The 19052-nt window shown below is 44.7% G+C and carries 21 protein-coding genes; 3 read left to right on the top strand and 18 right to left on the bottom strand.

Annotated elements, in window-relative coordinates:
* Positions 1-176 precede the first annotated feature (176 nt).
* The 8 genes from KSZ58_RS06220 to KSZ58_RS06185 form a co-directional block, all read right to left on the bottom strand.
* The gene (locus tag KSZ58_RS06220) at positions 177-1217 is read right to left on the bottom strand and encodes an SPFH domain-containing protein (protein ID WP_009269326.1); all 1041 of its coding nucleotides are present in this window, start codon (positions 1215-1217) and stop codon (positions 177-179) included.
* A 12-nt stretch (positions 1218-1229) separates the two neighbouring features.
* Complete coding sequence (locus KSZ58_RS06215; RefSeq protein ID WP_008819431.1) at positions 1230-1592, bottom strand: TM2 domain-containing protein; 363 nt, start codon at positions 1590-1592, stop codon at positions 1230-1232.
* 179 nt (positions 1593-1771) lie between these two features.
* Entirely contained in the window at positions 1772-2437 is a 666-nt protein-coding gene (locus tag KSZ58_RS06210) for a hypothetical protein (protein ID WP_002608617.1), read from the bottom strand.
* Positions 2427-3908, bottom strand: coding sequence for a nicotinate phosphoribosyltransferase (locus tag KSZ58_RS06205; RefSeq protein WP_008819432.1), 1482 nt, complete (start codon positions 3906-3908; stop codon positions 2427-2429). Before KSZ58_RS06205 ends, KSZ58_RS06210 begins: the two co-directional genes overlap by 11 nt.
* Before the next feature lie 2 nt (positions 3909-3910).
* Positions 3911-4537, bottom strand: a complete 627-nt coding sequence (locus KSZ58_RS06200; RefSeq protein WP_008819433.1) for a cysteine hydrolase family protein — start codon at positions 4535-4537, stop codon at positions 3911-3913.
* A 442-nt stretch (positions 4538-4979) separates the two neighbouring features.
* Positions 4980-5453: an LURP-one-related/scramblase family protein gene (locus KSZ58_RS06195; RefSeq protein WP_008819434.1), complete on the bottom strand. Its 474-nt coding sequence runs from the start codon at positions 5451-5453 to the stop codon at positions 4980-4982.
* A 207-nt stretch (positions 5454-5660) separates the two neighbouring features.
* Complete coding sequence (gene feoB / locus KSZ58_RS06190; RefSeq protein WP_009269327.1) at positions 5661-7772, bottom strand: ferrous iron transport protein B; 2112 nt, start codon at positions 7770-7772, stop codon at positions 5661-5663.
* A complete protein-coding gene (locus KSZ58_RS06185; RefSeq protein ID WP_009269328.1) occupies positions 7769-7996 on the bottom strand; it encodes a FeoA family protein in 228 nt (75 codons plus the stop codon). The genes feoB and KSZ58_RS06185 overlap by 4 nt, the downstream gene beginning before the upstream one ends.
* A 187-nt stretch (positions 7997-8183) precedes the next feature.
* Between KSZ58_RS06185 and gdhA the strand changes: the two genes are divergently transcribed.
* Together gdhA and KSZ58_RS06175 are read left to right on the top strand one after the other, a co-directional pair.
* On the top strand, positions 8184-9515 hold the full coding sequence (gene gdhA / locus KSZ58_RS06180) for an NADP-specific glutamate dehydrogenase (protein WP_002608610.1): 1332 nt from the start codon (positions 8184-8186) through the stop codon (positions 9513-9515).
* Between the two features lie 181 nt (positions 9516-9696).
* A complete protein-coding gene (locus tag KSZ58_RS06175) occupies positions 9697-9966 on the top strand; it encodes a hypothetical protein (RefSeq protein WP_008819437.1) in 270 nt (89 codons plus the stop codon).
* Between the two features lie 22 nt (positions 9967-9988).
* Here the strand turns inward: KSZ58_RS06175 and gmk are convergent, their stop codons facing one another.
* The gene (gene gmk, locus KSZ58_RS06170; RefSeq protein ID WP_008819438.1) at positions 9989-10561 is read right to left on the bottom strand and encodes a guanylate kinase; all 573 of its coding nucleotides are present in this window, start codon (positions 10559-10561) and stop codon (positions 9989-9991) included.
* Positions 10562-11421: 860 nt separating this feature from the next.
* Between gmk and KSZ58_RS06165 the strand changes: the two genes are divergently transcribed.
* Positions 11422-13086 (top strand): NFACT family protein, encoded by a 1665-nt coding sequence (locus KSZ58_RS06165; protein ID WP_009269329.1) that lies wholly within the window; start codon positions 11422-11424, stop codon positions 13084-13086.
* 548 nt (positions 13087-13634) lie between these two features.
* On the opposite strand, the gene KSZ58_RS06160 is transcribed toward KSZ58_RS06165, so the two are convergent.
* From KSZ58_RS06160 to KSZ58_RS06120, 9 genes are all read right to left on the bottom strand, one after another.
* Positions 13635-13880: a hypothetical protein gene (locus tag KSZ58_RS06160; RefSeq protein WP_224720957.1), complete on the bottom strand. Its 246-nt coding sequence runs from the start codon at positions 13878-13880 to the stop codon at positions 13635-13637.
* 2 nt (positions 13881-13882) lie between these two features.
* Positions 13883-14203, bottom strand: coding sequence for a hypothetical protein (locus KSZ58_RS06155; protein WP_009269331.1), 321 nt, complete (start codon positions 14201-14203; stop codon positions 13883-13885).
* 278 nt (positions 14204-14481) lie between these two features.
* Complete coding sequence (locus KSZ58_RS06150; protein ID WP_240140847.1) at positions 14482-14784, bottom strand: cupin domain-containing protein; 303 nt, start codon at positions 14782-14784, stop codon at positions 14482-14484.
* Positions 14785-14792: 8 nt separating this feature from the next.
* Positions 14793-15293, bottom strand: a complete 501-nt coding sequence (locus KSZ58_RS06145; RefSeq protein WP_008819442.1) for a PTS sugar transporter subunit IIB — start codon at positions 15291-15293, stop codon at positions 14793-14795.
* Between the two features lie 16 nt (positions 15294-15309).
* A complete protein-coding gene (locus KSZ58_RS06140) occupies positions 15310-16173 on the bottom strand; it encodes a class II fructose-bisphosphate aldolase (RefSeq protein ID WP_008819443.1) in 864 nt (287 codons plus the stop codon).
* Positions 16174-16177: 4 nt separating this feature from the next.
* Positions 16178-17134 carry an alpha/beta hydrolase gene (locus KSZ58_RS06135; protein WP_008819444.1) on the bottom strand — a complete coding sequence of 319 codons (957 nt, stop codon included), beginning with the start codon at positions 17132-17134 and terminating at the stop codon, positions 16178-16180.
* 4 nt (positions 17135-17138) lie between these two features.
* Positions 17139-17411, bottom strand: a complete 273-nt coding sequence (locus tag KSZ58_RS06130; RefSeq protein ID WP_008819445.1) for a hypothetical protein — start codon at positions 17409-17411, stop codon at positions 17139-17141.
* Complete coding sequence (locus KSZ58_RS06125) at positions 17401-18027, bottom strand: dihydroxyacetone kinase family protein (protein WP_008819446.1); 627 nt, start codon at positions 18025-18027, stop codon at positions 17401-17403. Before KSZ58_RS06125 ends, KSZ58_RS06130 begins: the two co-directional genes overlap by 11 nt.
* Positions 18024-19052 (bottom strand): dihydroxyacetone kinase subunit DhaK, encoded by a 1029-nt coding sequence (locus tag KSZ58_RS06120; RefSeq protein WP_008819447.1) that lies wholly within the window; start codon positions 19050-19052, stop codon positions 18024-18026. The genes KSZ58_RS06125 and KSZ58_RS06120 overlap by 4 nt, the downstream gene beginning before the upstream one ends.

Here is a 19052-nt window from a genome sequence, read left to right as displayed (position 1 = left end):
TTCATCAACAAACTCTCCACGATATTCATTTTATTACCATACCGCGATTCCCACTGAGAAAGAGTTACTGATTTTACCTGTACACAAAAGGAGTGCTTCCCTTACGCTGCCAAGCGTGAAAAACACTCCTTTTCTTCTATGGTTCTGCGCTAGACTTCTGTCAACGCTTTCTTCGTTTACAGCTTCTGTCCGCATGTACTGCAGAACTTACTGTCGGTCTCCACTTCCCCGCCGCACTGCGGGCAGTATTTCTTCGTGATGAGGGACGTTCCGCATTCACAGCAGAATTTCGCATCCTCCTTGTTCAGCTCTCCGCAGTTGGGACATTTGATACGGATCACTTCCTTAACAACCGGCTCCTGAGGCTGTGCTGCCGTGGTATTCATCTGCTGGGCAAAGGCAAAGCCTGCACCGATACCCGCAATACCCTGGCTTTGCTGCGCTGCATCCCGCATTGCACGCGACTGCTGCCACTGCTGAAAATTCTGCATATTCCCGCTAACAAGATTGATTCCGGACTGCTCATCAATAAATTTCTCAACCTCCTCAGGCAGTGAGATATTTTCAATATTGATCATCAGCAGGCTGATTCCCATCGTTTCCATTTTCTCGTTCGCACTGTCTCTGGCAGCTTCGGATATCTCGCGCAGCTTGCTTGCCAGCTCAACAACACGGATTTTTTCTTCGGCGATCACATCAATCAGGCTTTCAATCACGATCGAACGAACAAACTCGATCACATCATCTGTCTGATAAATCATCTGAACGCCGACCAGCTCCCGCATGAATTTTTCAACATCTACGACCCGCAGCGAGAATGTTCCAAAGCCGCGTACCCGAACCACGCCGAAGGTTGGATCCTCTATGATAAACGGATTTCTCGTTCCCCATTTATTATCTGTCAGTGCCTTTAAGCTAACAAAAAACAAATCACTGATTATCGGTGATCGAAAGCCGTATTTCCAGCTTTGCAGTGTGGATAGAATCGGCATATTCTCCGTATTCAGCGTATAGGAGCCTGCGGAAAACACATCCGCCAGCTCTCCCTTGCTCATAAACACCGCAGCCTGACTTTCTCTGACAATCAGCCTTGCCCCCTGCTTGATTTCATTATCACGGCCGTTTCTCTGATATTTCAAAACGATCAGGTGACTCATATCCTTATCATTTTCAATTACATCGATAAACTGCCCCATCAAAAGATCACTGAATCCCATTAGCGCATCCTCCTATCGTACAATATAATCACCGTTTGCATCCTTAAACTTATTGGTTGCGATCATAAACAGGTCATAGAGCCAGCCAAACATAAGAAATCCCATGGTTACCATGTAGAACAATGCACGTCCCCATCTTCCTGTATAAAAATTATGAAGCCCCAGGGGACCGCTGAACAGGGCTAACAAAAATGTAACCATTTTACTCTTATCACTGTCATAAACCTCGCGTCCTCTCCCCTGTCCGGGTATATTCTGTCTTGCTTCATCCTGCTGTATTGCATCCGCTGCTGCATCATAATCCGCATTCTCACTGCCGCAGTACGGACAGCATCTGCTGTTTTCAATTTCTGCACCACATTGCTTACATTTCATAGCGATCTCTCCTTACCTTATTCTATTATACAGGGAACTCGTATGCTGTGCAATTCCTTTTCATCAGGCATTTTCCATATGGCAGCTAAAAAAAACAGAAGCCTTCATCCGCTTCCATTTTTTGTCATCATATTTGTGATGCAGCATACCCCGGTTAACCGAATATTGTCAGATCCTGTCTATTTCCCCGCAATGTTGCGCTCATAAAATTTCTCATAGACATTGGTGAAGAAATTTCCCTTTCCTGTTTTGTGATAGCGCATAATCAGCAGCGTAAGCAGAATCCCTGCCACCGTGGCACACAGGACATCGGTAATCGTATCATGCACGCCCTGTGAATAATGATTGATGCAGTCATTGTTGAAGAAAATCAGCATGGCATATTCATAGAATTCCCAGATTTCACCGACAGCGATATTCACAGCATTGATAAAGACGAGAAATACATGATAATCCTTCTTATCCGGAAATTCATTCGTCTTTTTCAGATAGAAATACAGAATCACCGCCAGCGTTGTGATGAACCAGCCGCTGGAAAAATGCAGGACCTTATCAAAGCCAAGGTAGGAATACCAGTGATAGCTGCTTCCAATCAGGGAGGCAAAATACGTAAAGATCGTAGACACGATGTAGATTTCATACACCGGCTTGAAATGCAGCAGCTTGAAGGCAACCGGTACAATCAGGGGCGTCAGCACAGCGACGAAGGTCATACCGAGTGCATTCATATCCCTGACCGTATAATTGTGATAAAACGCATACAGCAGTGTAACAATATAAACAGCCGCACAGATATACAGAATTCTCTTCAGCAGAATCTCACGGCGCTTCAGCTTATCCTGCATGCTTTACATCCTCCAGCATCTTCAGCTTCAGATCCAGCAGCTGCTTGCTGAGATCGACATAGTAGGTCTGCGGATATTCAAAGCGCAGAATCTCATCCCACATACAGGAAAATTCCTGTTCACTGTACGCACGGATTTCCTGCAGATCCGGAACCTCATACACCAGCTCCCCGTTTAGAAAGATCGGGTCCAGTAAATCACGCAAAACATAGCTGCCGCCTGGAATCGTCTTGTTTTTCCAGCTGTTCATCTGGTGATAGATGGTCAGATCACGATTCGGATCAAGGCTCTCTTTGTGTATGGTCATAAGATCCCCAACAGCCTTGCCGCTTTCCTTATCGTAAATACGGTAGAGGTCCTTATAGCCGGGATTTGTTACCTTTTCAACATTTTCACTAACCTTGATTTTCGGTATCATGGTATCCCCGTCAAAAATAGAGCTCATTTTATACACACCGCCGAATACCGGCGCGGATTTACTGCAAACCAGATTTTCGCCAACCCCCATGCTGTTGATCTGCGCCCCCTGTGATATCAGGGACTGGATGAGATATTCATCCAGGGAGTTCGAAATTACGATATTACAGTCCTCCATTCCTGCCGCATCCAGTGCCGTGCGGATTTTCTTGGATAAATACGCCATATCCCCGCTGTCGATGCGCACACCCTGCAGACGATAGCCGTTTGGCTCCAGATATTCCTTCGCCACACGAATCGCATTCACCAGACCGCTTTTCAAGGTATTATAGGTATCCAGCAGCACCGTACAGCTGTCGGGATACGTTTTTGCATATGCCAGAAATGCATCATATTCACAATCAAAGGACTGTACAAAGGAATGTGCCATGGTTCCCAGAACCGGCATACCGAATTTCTGTCCGGCATAGGTGGTTGCCGTACCTGCCACACCGCCGATAAAGGCAGCTCTGGCACCATAATTCGCTGCATCAAAGTTATGCGCGCGACGGGCACCAAACTCCATAATGGCTCTGCCCTGCGCTGCTTTGACGATACGCTTTGCCTTTGTTGCAATCAGGGTCTGATGATTGACACACAACAGCATTGCCGTTTCCAGCAGCTGTGCTTCGATAATCTTCGCCTTTACGCGAATCAGCGGTTCATACGGGAACACCGGTGTTCCTTCCTTCACCGCAAAGATATCACCGGTAAAAATGAAATGCCGCAGATATTCCAGAAATTCATCATTAAAGCGGTTCAGCGAACGCAGGTATGCAATATCACTATCCTCAAAATGCAGATTCTGGATATATCCGATAATTTCCTCCAGCCCCGCAAACACCGCATAGCCGCCGCTGTCCGGATTTCTGCGATAAAACAGGTCAAAGGTGACAACACGATCCTTATGATCGGAATTGAAGTAGCACTGACTCATGGTCAGCTCATAAAAATCCATGACCAGACTTAGATTCCGCTCATCACGAAAATCAAATTTATAATCCAGACTTTTCATAATCAATCCTCTCTTTCCAGTGAGGAAACGATACAGATACCGTTTGCCTCCATGTTGCGGATACTGAATTCATTGCAGGATACAGCATCATGCACTCCCTCAATATGATAGGTATCCACACAGCTCAGCGGTATGATGATCCGCTGGTCTGTCTTATTATGCTCATTCAGCCATGCATTCAGACATAACGCAAACTGCAGAATGCAGATATCGGTACAGCAGCCGGTGATGACGATATCACGATAACTGTCCATACGCTCCGTTAAAAAGCTTTGAAAATCCGGACACGTAAAGGTATTCGTAGAATTCTTACGCATCAGCTCCTGCACATACGGCTGTAATTCCTGAATAACCTCACTTTCCTTCGTACCGATGACGCAATGAGAGGGGTAGGAATTAAATTCACGCGTCTTTGGCGGATGGGAGTCCGCAATGAAAATAACCCGTTGCTCTGCATCACGTATCAGGGCTTCAATATGCACGGTTGCCGCATTGATTTCCTCATCATGCAGGGCTCCTTCATGTACAAAGCCTTCGATCATATCCACAACGAATATAACAGGATCCTTCAGCTCCTTCGTGGAAAGAGGCTTATATGCTTCTAAAAACTGTTTACTTACTCTAGCCATAGAGAATCTCCTTTAAACTTTTACCTATACGATATTTATTATAGTCTTTTTTTTTTCAATTTGAAACAGAATACACAAAATTTCATTTTCCGCAATTTCATTTTCCCTGCATTTCATTTTCCTGTAAGCTTACGGCCTGCTCATCATTCGTATAACAGTTGTAAAATTCTGATAGGCGAAAAACTGCCGGATACGGTATTTTCAGGTTCCTGCCATTTTATATGCAGTATACTGTTTCTCTTCCACACGCCTTGCATTATAAATCCTTTTTTCTTTTACGAATCACCGATTACTTCACATCCACTTATCAATGTCCGTTTCCTTCCTGTAAAATCCTTTTTCCTGCTTCTATGATCCCTTCGAAGGATCCCTCATCCACGCTCCGCTGCCATGCCTACGAACTACTTTTTTGTTTATGGATGAACATGCAGATTGCGCATTCTTACCCGTTTCCCGAGCATTTTGCCGCATCAATGGCAAGAACGATCATAAGTGATAACAACGCGTGTCCATCCTGTCGGATATCCAGCACATAGGTATCTGTGAGGTGAAAAATTTCCTTACTGGCATGCATGATGCATCCATCCTGCTCACTGATGACATCATAATCCCATGCCATGAAATTTCCTTCGATTTTCCAGTCGTTGCAGGACAAGTGATACTTTGGTTTAAAAAACGTAAATTCCCTCTCGATAAAGCCAATACAGCTTCCATTCATATACATGCGAAAGCGTGGAAGAAAGGTAAATACCTCCTCCCGTATTTCTCCGATTTCCTCCCGCATTGCATTATAGATAACCAGACGATGTCCCCAGGACAGCTTTCCTTCCACTGTATATATGGTATGCCCTGCATCATCGTATATATCATAACTGTCAAACCAGGTAAACATGCGCTGTTTGAATAACAGTCTCATAAAATCATTCCCCTTCCTTTTGTTTCATTATACAGGAAACAGCAGAAAAAGAAAAACGAAGCCCTGAAGTTTTTCATTCATAGGCGGCTATGAAAAGAAAGCAGCGCAAAAAAGGATCAGGGATATCGTTTGAAGATACAGCTGATCCTGATTTGATATAGTCCGAAAGCAGATAAGAACTGTTATGAAAACAGATCTAATTGATCCTCATAAAAATAAGGAAAAGAACTGAAAGATAAACAGGGAGACAAGATAAGGAACGAGCAGCATAACTGTCAGAGTTAGGAACAAAAGCTTTTTCCCATATTCGTGATAGACCGCCTGCAAGGTCATAATACAGGGGATACTGAGCAGGACATATACCATGAAGCTGAAGGAGCGGATTCCTGCATCCCTGGAAGTCCATAGAGCACGGATATGGGATACCTGAGCATCTCCCTGCGGCTTGACGGCTACATCGGTGTGCAGAAAGAAGGTGGCACTTTCCTTTAACGCAGTACCTCCCTTATAGAGAATATCACGGATATCCTCGCTGATATTGACAGTAGTAGCTTCCTCATGCACTGCCGGCTGCAGCACGGTGTCAAGAAAGCCGACGATCGTCTCTTTGGCGATAATCCCGCCGGGCAGCGCAGCAACACATTCCCAACGGTCGCCAAATCCAAGCGGTGCAAAGATCGGCTGTACCAGCTTGGCCCCCTGAGCCAGATAGCTGTCCTCCACGCTTCCGCCCGGAAAGTAGGTAAGCCCCCATAATATCACCATGGCCCATAGGACGATGCCGCACGCCTTGCGCACATAGCTTTTCACCTCCTCCCTCACCTTGTGCAGCACAACACGCAGCGAGGGAAGACGGTAGGGTGGAAGCTCCAGTACCAGCATCGCATCATCATGAAAAATCGGAAAGCGGGATGCGATCAGCGCGAGTACAAGAGCAAGCAGGATACCGATTCCATAGATGCTCAGCATCATCAGTGCCGCCTTATCCGGAAAAAAGGCAGAGGCGAACAGTACATATACCGGCAATCTGGCACCGCAGGACATAAAGGGCACCAGCAAGGCTGTCAGACGCTTCTGCTGCTCGTTATCCAGCGTGCGGGTCGCATAGATGGCAGGCACATTGCAGCCAAAGCCCAGCATGAGGGAAACAAAGCTCTTTCCGCTGAGATGGAAGGAATTCATCAGCCGGTCCAGCAAAAAGGCGATGCGTGCCATATAGCCGCTTTCCTCCAGTAAAGATAACACAAAATACAGCAGTGCCATCAACGGCACAAACACAAGTACACCACCGACGCCCGCAAGAATTCCCTGCAGCAGAAATTGCCGCAGGACATGCGGCGCCCATTGCAGGGCAAAGGAAACATAGCGAGCCAGCACATCCTGCAGCAGATAGCCGATATAATCATTGAGCGGGGCGGAGGCCTGAAAGACGAAAAGCAGAAGAAAGGAAAAAACGAGCAGAAACAGAGGAAGCCCCAGCCATTTATGCAATACGAAAGCATCGATACGTTCACTTTTCGCATATCGCTTTTTCGGATCCTGTACCACATTGTGCATCAGGGATTCCACAGCACGGCAATACCCTGCGCGCACGTTCTCTTCGTTCATATCCCGACACAGCTTCTGCAGCACTACCGGATCCATATGCCAGGCCTCCAGTTGCTTCATGACAAGCACGTCCTCCCGCATACAGCCCATGGCAAGATGATGCAGCAGGCGTGCATCAGCCTCTGCATGCGATGGTCCATGCTGCTCGATATACGTATACAACGATGTATAGATTTCATCTTCTTCCTCATTCAGCAACGGATGATAAAACACCGTCCTTTGTTCCACCTGCCTTTGAATTGCCTGACGCACCTCACGATAATGTCTGCGGTCAAAGGCGGAATACGCCAGTATCTCCATTCCAAGGCGCCTTGAAAGGGCTGCTGTATCGATATGAATACCATAGTCTTTAACCTCATCCATGAAATTGAAAATCAACAGCATGGGAATCTGCAGCTCACGCAGAAACAGCGTCAGCATGAGATTTCGCTGAAGATTGGTCGCATCCAGCACATTGACGATCAAATCGACCTGCTGACTTTGAAGATATGCTGCCGTTATGCTTTCCTCATTGCCATTATTCGTCAAGGAATAGGTACCCGGAAGGTCTATAATATGATAGCTGTCTCCTCCCCAGCATACATTGGCTTCTTTTTTTTCAACGGTAACCCCCGGCCAGTTTCCAACCTTGAAATCCGCATTGCTGAGCGCATTGATCCACGCACTCTTTCCCACGTTCGGATTTCCGACAAAGGCCACATGATAGTTCATTCCAGCACCTCCCCTTCGATACAAGCCGCATCCTTATTACGCAGAATCAGCTGATTACCTGCCGCAAAATACAGACACGGATCCTGCATTGGCGCACTGCGCAGCTTGCGTATCTGCATACCCGGATATATCCCAAGATAAAACAGGCGGTCCTTCTCTTTTTTACACATATGGACGTTCGTAACGACCATGGTTTTTCCCACTGCTGCATCACATAGCTTCATAGTTCATCACCTGTTTCTCAGTATAGTATGCATACTGAAAAAACACCGTCATAAAAAGACGATGAAACGCGGTTCTATTTTTCATCTCTTGTGAATATATTTTCATTCAAATGAAAAAATTCATTTTTTTATTTTCATTTTGAAGGTTTGCGTATATAATATAAACAGGCTAAAGGAGGAAATTACTATGGCTAAGCTAGATTATGTTAAAGAAGCAGTCGTCAAACGCAATCCGAATGACGCAGAATTCATTCAGGCTGTTGATGAAGTCCTGCTGTCACTGGAAAAAGTCGCAGGTAAACATCCGGAATATATCGAAAAAGGCGTATTCGAAAGAATCGTCGAACCGGAGCGCCAGATCATCTTCCGTGTACCCTGGGTTGATGACAGCGGTAAGCTGCAGGTAAACAGAGGATTCCGTGTGGAATTCAATTCTGCAATCGGACCTTACAAGGGCGGACTTCGTTTCCACCCGAGTGTAAATATCTCTATTATCAAGTTTCTGGGCTTTGAACAGATATTCAAAAACTCTTTGACCGGTCTTCCAATGGGCGGAGGAAAAGGTGGAAGCGACTTTGATCCGAAGGGAAAAAGCGATGCGGAAATCATGCGCTTCTGCCAGAGCTTCATGACAGAGCTGTGCAAGTATATCGGACCGGATACTGATGTTCCTGCAGGTGATATCGGTGTCGGTGGACGTGAAATCGGTTATATGTTCGGACAATACAAGCGCATTCGTAATGAGTTCACCGGTGTTCTGACCGGAAAGGGCTTAAACTGGGGTGGTTCTCTTGCCAGAACACAGGCAACCGGCTATGGTCTGTGCTATTTCACAGAGGCCATGCTGCAGGCGAACGGCACATCCTTCCAGGGCAAGAAAGTCGTTGTCAGCGGAAGCGGAAACGTAGCCATCTATGCTGCGGAAAAAGCAACACAGCTGGGGGCAACGGTAATTGCCATGAGCGATTCCAGCGGTTATATCGTTGATGAAAACGGTGTGAATCTGGATGTGATGAAGGAAATCAAGGAAGTAAAACGCGGACGTATCAGGGAATATGCAGATGCGGTTGCCGGTGCGACTTTCCATGCGTCAGAAAGCATCTGGAATACCCCATGTGACATCGCATTGCCTTGTGCGACACAAAATGAGCTGCATAAGAAGGATGCGGAGACGCTGATCAAAAACGGCTGTATCGCTGTATGCGAGGGTGCCAACATGCCGACAACACCGGATGCCATTGAGGTATTACAGGCAAATAATGTTCTGTATGCTCCGGGCAAGGCAAGCAATGCAGGCGGTGTCGCAACCTCAGGACTGGAGATGTCACAGAACTCCGCTCGTCTGTCCTGGACCTTTGAAGAGGTGGATGCCAAGCTGAAGGACATCATGGAAAACATCTTCCGTACAGTGTCTGATACTGCTATGGAATACGGTCTTGGTAAAAACTATATGGCCGGAGCAAATATTGCAGGCTTCATCAAGGTTGCTGATTCCATGATTGATCAGGGTATCGTATAAGTAAAAAAAGATAGGCGGCTGTCATGAGACAGCTGCTTTTCTTATAGCCATTCCTTTTACTCTTTATTCTTTTCTTACAAACCTTTTACGATTCCATGACATTCAATACTCTCTATGTCATCTGTGCTATACTGTTAACAGCTAAGTAAGCATCCATGCGGAACTTACAGAAAGGATAGATATGAAAAAGAAACGCATTCTATGGATCATCATCGCTATCTTCCTGGTATATACATGCTGCACGTATAGCGGTGCCATGAAGCTTCGAGCATTCCTAATCACAAAGGATTTATCCGTATACATGAACAGCATCCACGTGTCTGCTTTTGGAAAACCGTATTATGTCTTTCAAAAAGCAATGCTTGTCCATGATACAGGGAATGCGATTGGTGTTTTCGAATGTCACCGGTATACTCTTTTTGTGCATGTGGAATATGTCGGATTTCCATAAAAAAACACACTGTATCGTGTGTTTATTCGTCAATCTCCATATGACGCTTAATAATTGTGGAAATCATATCCGCTGCCAGCTGCGGATCATCATTGCATACGATGTACTTGTAATTATTAACCATTTTGATTTCCTTACTTGCCTTGGCTAAACGCTGCTGTACAATTTCCTCCGGCTCACTTCTTCTGCCCCGTATCCGTTTTTCCAATTCCTCCATGCTTGGCGGAATAATGAAGATGGTCAGCGCCTCCGGACATTTTTCACGTACCTGTGTAGCGCCCTGTACCTCGATTTCCAGCAATACATTCTTGCCTTCCTTGCGCAGCTTCTCTACCTGTGACATCGGAGTACCATAATAGTTCCCTACAAATTCTGCCCATTCCAAAAGCTCGCCGTCATGGATCGCCTGTTCAAATTCATCCTTTGTTGTAAATATGTAATCAACGCCATCCTGTTCACCCTGTCTTGGTGATCTGGTTGTCATGGAAATGGAATACGCCAGCTTTAAGGATTCATCATTCATAAAGCAATTACGCACAGTTCCTTTGCCTACACCGCTTGGTCCGCTGATAATAATCAATAAACCTTTTTTCATGAGCACACCCCTTACTATTCTTACATTTATTTTACTAGTGCAGGCAGGGTATGTCAAACGTGTTTCTGTTTTTTTTAGGCTTTTTGAATAAATTAACTACTTTTTAGCTATAATCGTAAAAAAGATTGCTCATTTCTTGATTTTTTCACTCAACAGTCATAAAAAGCATTAGTGAATTCCCTTATCTGGTCAAATGTTTTTGCTTTTTTTGAACCTATTTAGCATATAGAGGTTCCTGCTGTTTCGTATCATACGCAGGAATGGATGCGACAAAAACAAGGCAGTCCTTACCGCCGACAAGCGGTGCTCAGGTGCAGCGTGTTACACGAGGATCGCAAAGAATAACTTAAACTGTTAAAAGCATAAGAAAAAACGCTTCTAGCAAGCGGTTGAGCTACCGAAAGGCCGGGACTTTTGCGGATAAATTAGATGTGAATGCAATGTATTATTTATATAGTTTCTCATAGACCGACCTCTCCTTTTTTTGTATTTACAGTGTAGCATATATTCTGTCGAAAATACAGATTATAAAGAAAATCCTATCTTGAGAAAGAAGAAACACAGATTCCATTTTGGAAATAGTCACACATATCACGCAAGAATTCACTTCGAATCAAAAAACAGTTCGCAGACAAAGCTTAAAAAATAAGAGCAGTATAAGAAATAGAAAACCTTACATGATAGAAAAGCTATTTCGATTTTATGATCGTATTCAAGCTTCGCTATTCCATAAAGCAGCTGCACATGTGTCTCTTCCTATAGTATAATGCTCAATTCTCTATTTATCAGCCGCAAACATATGAAAGTTAGCGCTCAGCATGCCCTTTTGGTATGATATAATGGAGCAGCGAGGTGATTTTATGGCATTAGATGGATTACTGCTTCATCAGGTACAGAAAGAGCTGCAGAGCTTTCTGCCTGCCAAGCTTACAAAGCTGCAACAGATCAGCGATACCGAGCTGCTGTTTACAATACGGACACCAAAGGGAACACGACGATTGATGATTTCCTTACACAGCGTATACAACCGTATCAATCTGACTCAGGAATCATATACCACGATGGAGACACCGGGAAATTTTCTCATGCTGCTGCGAAAGCAGATTGACGGAGGAATCCTTCGTTCTCTGAATCAGGTCGGTCTGGATCGCATTTTGCATATGGTAATCGAGGCAAGGGACGAGCTTGGTGATATCCATGACCGGCATCTTTATATCGAACTCATGGGGAAATATGCAAATATGATTCTGGTGGATGAGGAGGGGCATATTCTGGATGCCTTAAAACGCATTCCGCCGTTTGAAAACAACCGCCGCACCATTCATCCGGGAGCGCTTTATCAGCTGCCTGCACCGCATACCGGAAAGCAGGATCCCTATCATTATGAAAAAATAGATCCAAGTGAATCCTTTACCAAACAGTTTCACGGGTTTTCTCCGCTGCTTTCCAGAGAAGTGCAGTATCGTATGGCGCAGGGTGAAAACTTCGATGAAATTCTGGAACAGATTCGTACATCCGATACACTGTATCTGAGTGACGTGCAGGACAAAACCCAGTTTCACTGCATACCTTTGACACATCTGGAGGTGGAAGCACGGCAGTATCCGCTGATGAAGGGTATGGATCTGCTCTTTTTCCAGAAGGAGGAAAAGGTTCGCATCAAGCAGCAGAGTGGTGATCTGTTTCGTGCCGTGCGCAAGGAGCTGCATAAGAATACTTCAAAATACCCAAAACTGCAGCAGACGCTGGAGGAGGCAATGGATTGCGATAAATACAGGGAATACGGTGATTTACTGTTTGCCTACATGGGAAGTATCGAGCGCAGGGAAACCGTCACACTCCCCTCTTTTGAAACTGGTAAGGATATCCATATTCCGTTGGACATGCGCTTTGATATCAAGGGAAATGCCAACCGCTATTATCAGAAATACCACAAGAGCAAGCGGGCACAGGCTATCCTTCAGGAACAGCTTGCCCTATGCGAAAAGGAAATCCGCTACTTTGAATCCATGGAGGTCCAGCTGGAACAGGCGACCGTACAGGATGCTATGGAAATTCGGGAGGAGCTGGCACGACAGGGCTATGTCAAGGCTGTTAAAACCCGCATACGAAAGAAAAAGAAGCAGGAGCTTCCACATTATGAGACCTTTGCATTCGATGACGTATATATCTATGTTGGTAAAAACAATCTGCAAAATGATTACGTTACCTGGCGTCTGGGAAAAAAAAGCGATATGTGGCTGCATACCAAGGATGTGCATGGAGCCCATGTGGTAATCACCTGTGAGCAGCCGGATGAGGAGCTTCTGCGCAATGCCGCCATGCTTGCCGCCTGGTACAGCAACGCCCGCTATTCCTCCAGTGTTCCTGTGAATTACTGCACGATTCGCCAGTTGAAAAAGATTCCCGGAAACAAGGGCAGCTTTGTTTCCCTGTCAAATTACAAAACCATTTATATCGATCCGGAACCGGCACAGATTCAAAAACTGATCGACGAACATCTGATTACACAGAAAAAGCACTAAAAGGATGAAGGCAGAAACAACAGCTTTACAGAAGTTCGCATAGATGCCTGTATCCTAAAAGCTTTCCCCATCCCTGTATCCGTATATGCTGATATGGGGTTCTTTCTTCTTACCTGAGGAATGGTCCAGTATCTGCATAAAAGAAGACTGGAATAATGTTAGCTTCTTTCCCGATTGCGGGTAAGCTTAAAACGGGAGGCTTCAACACGATTGGTTTTATCAATAGAAGTTGAATTCTCCCTGTTGCTAAAGTAAGAAAAAACTTAAGTATACATCCTGGCTTTCTGTCATGGAAATCAAACCTATTGCGGATACTCTTTTCTGTGGATACAATTTCATTATCTCAATTATTTTTTTCAATTCTATATTAAGCAGGTTTATTTTCTTCCTGCTTTTCTTATACGAAAAACAGATGAAATCTTTGATACACAGTTGAACTGCAAAACGAATTCATCCTTTTCCATGTACGGCGCAGCTGTTTTTTTCACGATTTCCATATCCTGAGAGAAAGAATCAGCAGTACCTGTTCTCCTAATGATCACATGCTGTTATCGGCTCTGAAAATACAGGCGCAGCCTGTGAATTCCTGCAAACAGTACCCCCTCAGCAAGCACAATACACAATGCGATGCCCAGCAGATCCCAGGGCAATATATACTCCGTATTCGCGCCTGTTAACCCGATATTGGATAATGTAGAAAACATCATTGCACTCAAGACCCCGATGTTAATCAGATAAAGGCCCGCCAGCACCAGCAGCACGACCTGTACCACATCCGGCAGAAATTCCTGCAAAATCAAAAAAAGGTCTGGATGACAGCTCCCATAGCCAGAAACATCAGACAGCCCATCAAAACACCATCAAAAAGGAAATAGCCGCGAAGCAGCTCTGCCGCAGCAATACACACTGCCGTCATCAGCATACTGAACATAAATGCTGCTATCATGATTTTCATACGGGAGAGAACCGGCAGCTCCCGTTTGCTGAAAAGATACATGAGCAGACAGGCATACAAAACAAAGACCAGTGCCGTATTGACAGAATCAGGAAAAAACAGGCTATAGGTGATACAGGCAACCAGTAAAATCGATGCGGTAAGCTTTTGTGATTTCTGCATACTGCTTCATCTCCTCTTACATTACTATAAAAGCATATAGATACTATACCACATTGCAATGGTTCTCACAAGCCATCATACGTATAGCTTTCCAACATGTAAGAAAGACATCCTCAATTCAGTCATATACCCGAACAGGAATCGTTTTTTGCATTGTGTTTGACCCTTTCATTAATTCTTATATGCTTCAGGGTGCAGGCATCATTGTTGAAAAAAAGAAGTAAATTTCCTCTTGTAAGGGGCTATTACTTCTTTTTTACAGATTCATCAGTTCTCAATCATGACGAAGCACTATGTTCGTCTGTATCCATATCAAATAGATAATGCTTACGGATTTTCTCCAGTACCTTCCATACACAGCTCATATTCGGACGAAAGGTCACAAGATCCCCCCTTGTGAACGCATAGGACTGGCCGTCACTGCCACTCACAACTGCTGTTCCTTCGATTATCAGACATGTTTCACAACGTTCATCATATTCCGCATTCCATTGAGCAGGCTCATGTTCCCAAATCGGACAGGATTCCAAGAGCCTGCGTTCCTTATCATTTGGCTTTCTTATGTATACATCTTTCATCATAATCTCCTTTATAAATTCGGGTAATGCTTAGCCTTTACATCAATCCAGGATACCTTTTGATTATCCGGTACCGGCTGGAAATAAGCCTCCAATCCATCCTGGAACATTTCATCCAGCATTTTTGCATCGTTATCATCAAACGAAATCGGTCCGACAATATTTTTTCGTCCGACACCACCGCCAATTCCACCTACCTGCAGGGTAGTATAGCGAAAGCCTGCCTTATAAGCCTTGTAGGCCATCGGCATATTTTTAAACAGGACGAAAATCGGTTCCAGATCACCTAACTGATCCTGCTGCCATCTCTTTCCGGCTTCCTCTGTCGATATCGTTTCCAGTTCAACACCTACCGGACATGCCATTTTATAAATGCTGGACAAAAAGGAATTGCTCGCACCTTCATCATCAACAATATACACCTTTTTACTATTCGTCCTGTACAACCACTGCGTACATACCTGCCCATGTATCAAACGACTGTCTATTCTGACTAAACCTATGCGTGCCATTTTTCATCACCGTTCCTTAGTTTTCAATTTTGATCCAGTTTTTACCGACAGAACCTGTTACCTTCATATAATCCATCACGCGCTCCTTATAGCCTGCCCACATAATATCGCCTGCCATTCTTGCGCCAATATTCTCTCCGTTCTGATAACGCCCGTCATGGAACAGACAATCCAGTCCATAATTATAAGCATCAGTCCCCATGTTCACCTTCTGTGTACCAATTCGGCAGCATTCCGCAATATTTTCAAACCCTGAGAATGAGCCGCCATGGAATACCAGAGGTACATCCACCAGGTTCTTTATTTCCTTTAATCGCTCAAAATCAATATCCGGTCCCTTTCCGGTATACTCTCCGTGTGCTTCACCAATGGATACCGCTAGACAGTCACAGCCTGATTTCTCAACAAACTCTTTTGCTTTCACAGGATCTGTCAGATATTCATCGCGCTTTTCTTCGTAATCACAACCATCCGCAATCTGTCCAAATTCCGCTTCCACTGTGATGCCAAGAGGTGCACAGATATTCTTAAACTCCGCGACCTGCCGTGCATTTTCCTCAAAGCTCAATGCACTGCGGTCCACCATAACACCTGTAAATCCGCCATAAATCGCTTTTACACAGGCTTCGAAGCTATCTCCGTGATCCAGATTCAGTGCAATCGGTATCCGTACCTCATTCGCCATTGAACAAATCAGTTTTCCAAAGGAAACAATATCCTTATGATTATCCGGCAAAACATCAATAATAAGAGGTGAATCCAGCTCAACAGCTGCTTCTATACAAACTCTGACAGAGTCTTCATTAAAAACATTCGGTGCCAGAACACCATATCCCCCTTCCTTCGCCTTTTCTAAGATTTCCAACATTGATACCAACATAATTTCATTCCTTCCTTTCTATGCTATGTTCTTCCAGACGCCGAATCAGCTTAAGCATGTCCTGCATGACATTCACTGCAGCATCTTCAAACAGCAACTCATGCTTCTTGTGTTCATAATATTTATAAAAGATATTCTCTGCACCGGCATAGTTTAATTTCCGTATGACGACATCCAACTCACGGGTATAATTGGAAAACACATCCTCATACCCGCTCATAAATAAAATCGGAAGATATTCGGGAAGCTGTGAAATCCAGTCTTCCGTCATATACAGAGAACACAGTGTAATTCTGTTTAACATATACTGCATGGAGTAAGAAAGCTGACAGCAGGCGTCACGTTTCAGCTTTTTCTGTTCACGAGGCTTTGATACTCTCTCTTCAAGAAAGGTATCCATATTATCAATGCCATAATGGGAGAGAATATAGTCTTCCGTTTTTTCAGCCGGTTCCGTATCCGCTTTTTTGCGACATTCCTTTGCATATATGTTCATTGCCTTTCTATACAGAGAGGGAAAACCGTAGTCACCGCATAAGATCAATGCATTGCAATTGCTTGTCATGATTGCATACTGCTTTGCCAGCATACTGCCGAAACCAAAGCCGATCAATGCATGAATATAGGACTTCTTCTGTTCCTTCTTTGGCATGGCATCCTTAACAACCAGATAAAACATTGTTTCCGCATCCTCGATAAAGTGTCTATAGGTATGTCTTGCACTGATTTGACCGGGACCGTTTCTATATACAGACCTTCCATGACCAACCAAATCGTGTCCAAAGGCTGCATAACCATGTTCGGCAAAAAACTGAAGCAGATGCATATAGCGCTCAATATGATCATATAGGTCGTGTAAAATTTGTATATAACCTTTCACCGGGCCATCTGGAAGCCATGCGCAACCATATAGCTCATCCTCGCCATCTCCGCTTAAAAAACGGTATTCCTGCAGCTTCATAAGCCTATCTCCTTAATTTTGCATATTTTTTCTGCATATTGCTTTTTGGTTTTCTAACATTTTTCGAATACAGATTGCGCAGAGCAACGAAGACTAGATATGCTATAACCAGCCAGATCATCCAGGATGATGCAACATCAAACATATCAAATGCTTCTCGTTTTTCCTGCAATCCGAAAGAGGTGTCTACAGATTGTGTCCCCCCCTTGCTGATAAACCAGTAAATTGCAAGTGTGAGCCCTGTCAGCTTAACGAACAGCAGTTTCTTATTCTTCATCACGGAGCCCCTGTTGTATTCCTTCCACATACAATGCAGCAACTACACTTCCCGGATCGACCATACCAATGGAATTTTCCTGACGGAATGCCAGCCTTCCATGCCTTGCCTGCATCATTTTAGCTTTCTCCACACCTTCTCTTGCAGCAGTGACAGCACATTGCAAGGCTCTTGCTTTCCCTTCATCTACATGCTCAGCATAGGCACGCTGTGCCGGACAAAGCGCATCAAGAAATGTTTTCTCCCCCTCTTTTGCACCGCCGAGTGTCATGACACCTTCTATCATTGCCTGAAACAATACCGCAAGCTCAGCATCCTTCAGTTCTTCTTTTCCTTTCAGCTGTTTTCCAATCTTCATAAAGCCGCTGGAAATGAGTGTCCCCATGGAAGATGAGGCGATGCTGTTAAATTTTTTTCCTGCCATATATATCATTTTACCAATATCATGTTCATCACTATCCGTGACAAATTCATCCGCAATGCGAAATCCATCGCGCATAACAACACCGAGATCTCCATCTCCACCAGCAGAATCCAGCGCAGTCAATTGCTCTACATGCTCCTGAAATATCAAATTCCATGCGTGGAATACACGCTTTATACCCTCTGTTTTCATTTTGACTCTCCAAACTGTTTAAACATCGGGGTATCTGCCGCAGCATCCATCAATCGCTTCAGTTCCTCATCAACCTTCAGTAAAGAGATAGACAAGCCGGTCATTTCCAGTGATGTCGCATATTCTCCGACATACGTTCTATGGACTCGTATTCCCGCATCTTTTAGCAAACGGTGTACCAGCCCAGTAATCAGATACTGTTCTTCTAATGGAGTAGCTCCCAGACCGTTGATCAATACACACACCTCATCATCATGCCGCAGCTGCAAATCCTGCATAACAGGCGGTACAATTTCCTTTACGATATCATCCGCCGAGCAAATCTTTCCTCTGCGAAGCCCTGCTTCTCCATGAATTCCCATACCGATTTCCATTTCATCATCCGCTATCGTAAAGCTGGGATGACCGATTCTTGGGACAGTGCAGGGGCTCAAAGCAACACCCATGGTTGCCACGAGTAGCTTTGTTTTTTCTGCAATCCGGTACACCTCATCCAGTGGCAGCATTTCCGCAGCAGCTGCACCTGCACATTTATACACAAAGAAAATGCCTGCAACACCTCGACGAATATTTTTTTCCTGTTCCTTTGCACGTGGACCGCTTGCCACATCCTCACCGGCAATCGACAGACATACTTCAATATCCTCCTCCATCTCTGCCATTTCCGCAGCCATCTGAAAATTAAAGATATCCCCGTTATAATTTCCAAAGATATAGAGAACTCCCGCTCCGGAATCAATGGCTTTTGTGACGTCAAGCATCTGTTCTGAGCTTGGTGATTGAAAGACATCACCTACACTGCAGCCATCCAGCATTCCTTTACCGACATATCCCAGAAACAGCGGAAGATGACCGCTTCCTCCACCTGTTGCGATTCCTACCTTTCCTGCAATTTTATGCTTGGTTATCAGGCAATGCGCATCCTCATTCACACACGTATAATACGACGGATGTGCCGCATACAGCCCGTACAGCATTTCATCAATAAAGCGCTCCGGCTGATTGATAAATTTTTTCATAGTCAA

It is taken from the genome of Erysipelatoclostridium sp. DFI.2.3, assembly GCF_019132535.1.
GTDB lineage: Bacteria > Bacillota_I > Bacilli_A > Erysipelotrichales > Erysipelotrichaceae > Clostridium_AQ > Clostridium_AQ innocuum.
This window is presented reverse-complemented; position numbering and strand designations above follow the sequence as displayed.

What these genes read in the sequence shown, in the direction of transcription:
- KSZ58_RS06220 (WP_009269326.1), bottom strand. Translation starts at nt 1,217, where the DNA reads ATGGGATTCAGTGATCTTTTGATGGGGCAGTTTATCGATGTAATTGAA.
- KSZ58_RS06215 (WP_008819431.1), bottom strand. Translation starts at nt 1,592, where the DNA reads ATGAAATGTAAGCAATGTGGTGCAGAAATTGAAAACAGCAGATGCTGT.
- KSZ58_RS06210 (WP_002608617.1), bottom strand. Translation starts at nt 2,437, where the DNA reads ATGCAGGATAAGCTGAAGCGCCGTGAGATTCTGCTGAAGAGAATTCTG.
- KSZ58_RS06205 (WP_008819432.1), bottom strand. Translation starts at nt 3,908, where the DNA reads ATGAAAAGTCTGGATTATAAATTTGATTTTCGTGATGAGCGGAATCTA.
- KSZ58_RS06200 (WP_008819433.1), bottom strand. Translation starts at nt 4,537, where the DNA reads ATGGCTAGAGTAAGTAAACAGTTTTTAGAAGCATATAAGCCTCTTTCC.
- KSZ58_RS06195 (WP_008819434.1), bottom strand. Translation starts at nt 5,453, where the DNA reads ATGAGACTGTTATTCAAACAGCGCATGTTTACCTGGTTTGACAGTTAT.
- feoB (WP_009269327.1), bottom strand. Translation starts at nt 7,772, where the DNA reads ATGAACTATCATGTGGCCTTTGTCGGAAATCCGAACGTGGGAAAGAGT.
- KSZ58_RS06185 (WP_009269328.1), bottom strand. Translation starts at nt 7,996, where the DNA reads ATGAAGCTATGTGATGCAGCAGTGGGAAAAACCATGGTCGTTACGAAC.
- gdhA (WP_002608610.1), top strand. Translation starts at nt 8,184, where the DNA reads ATGGCTAAGCTAGATTATGTTAAAGAAGCAGTCGTCAAACGCAATCCG.
- KSZ58_RS06175 (WP_008819437.1), top strand. Translation starts at nt 9,697, where the DNA reads ATGAAAAAGAAACGCATTCTATGGATCATCATCGCTATCTTCCTGGTA.
- gmk (WP_008819438.1), bottom strand. Translation starts at nt 10,561, where the DNA reads ATGAAAAAAGGTTTATTGATTATTATCAGCGGACCAAGCGGTGTAGGC.
- KSZ58_RS06165 (WP_009269329.1), top strand. Translation starts at nt 11,422, where the DNA reads ATGGCATTAGATGGATTACTGCTTCATCAGGTACAGAAAGAGCTGCAG.
- KSZ58_RS06155 (WP_009269331.1), bottom strand. Translation starts at nt 14,203, where the DNA reads ATGCAGAAATCACAAAAGCTTACCGCATCGATTTTACTGGTTGCCTGT.
- KSZ58_RS06150 (WP_240140847.1), bottom strand. Translation starts at nt 14,784, where the DNA reads ATGATGAAAGATGTATACATAAGAAAGCCAAATGATAAGGAACGCAGG.
- KSZ58_RS06145 (WP_008819442.1), bottom strand. Translation starts at nt 15,293, where the DNA reads ATGGCACGCATAGGTTTAGTCAGAATAGACAGTCGTTTGATACATGGG.
- KSZ58_RS06140 (WP_008819443.1), bottom strand. Translation starts at nt 16,173, where the DNA reads ATGTTGGTATCAATGTTGGAAATCTTAGAAAAGGCGAAGGAAGGGGGA.
- KSZ58_RS06135 (WP_008819444.1), bottom strand. Translation starts at nt 17,134, where the DNA reads ATGAAGCTGCAGGAATACCGTTTTTTAAGCGGAGATGGCGAGGATGAG.
- KSZ58_RS06130 (WP_008819445.1), bottom strand. Translation starts at nt 17,411, where the DNA reads ATGAAGAATAAGAAACTGCTGTTCGTTAAGCTGACAGGGCTCACACTT.
- KSZ58_RS06125 (WP_008819446.1), bottom strand. Translation starts at nt 18,027, where the DNA reads ATGAAAACAGAGGGTATAAAGCGTGTATTCCACGCATGGAATTTGATA.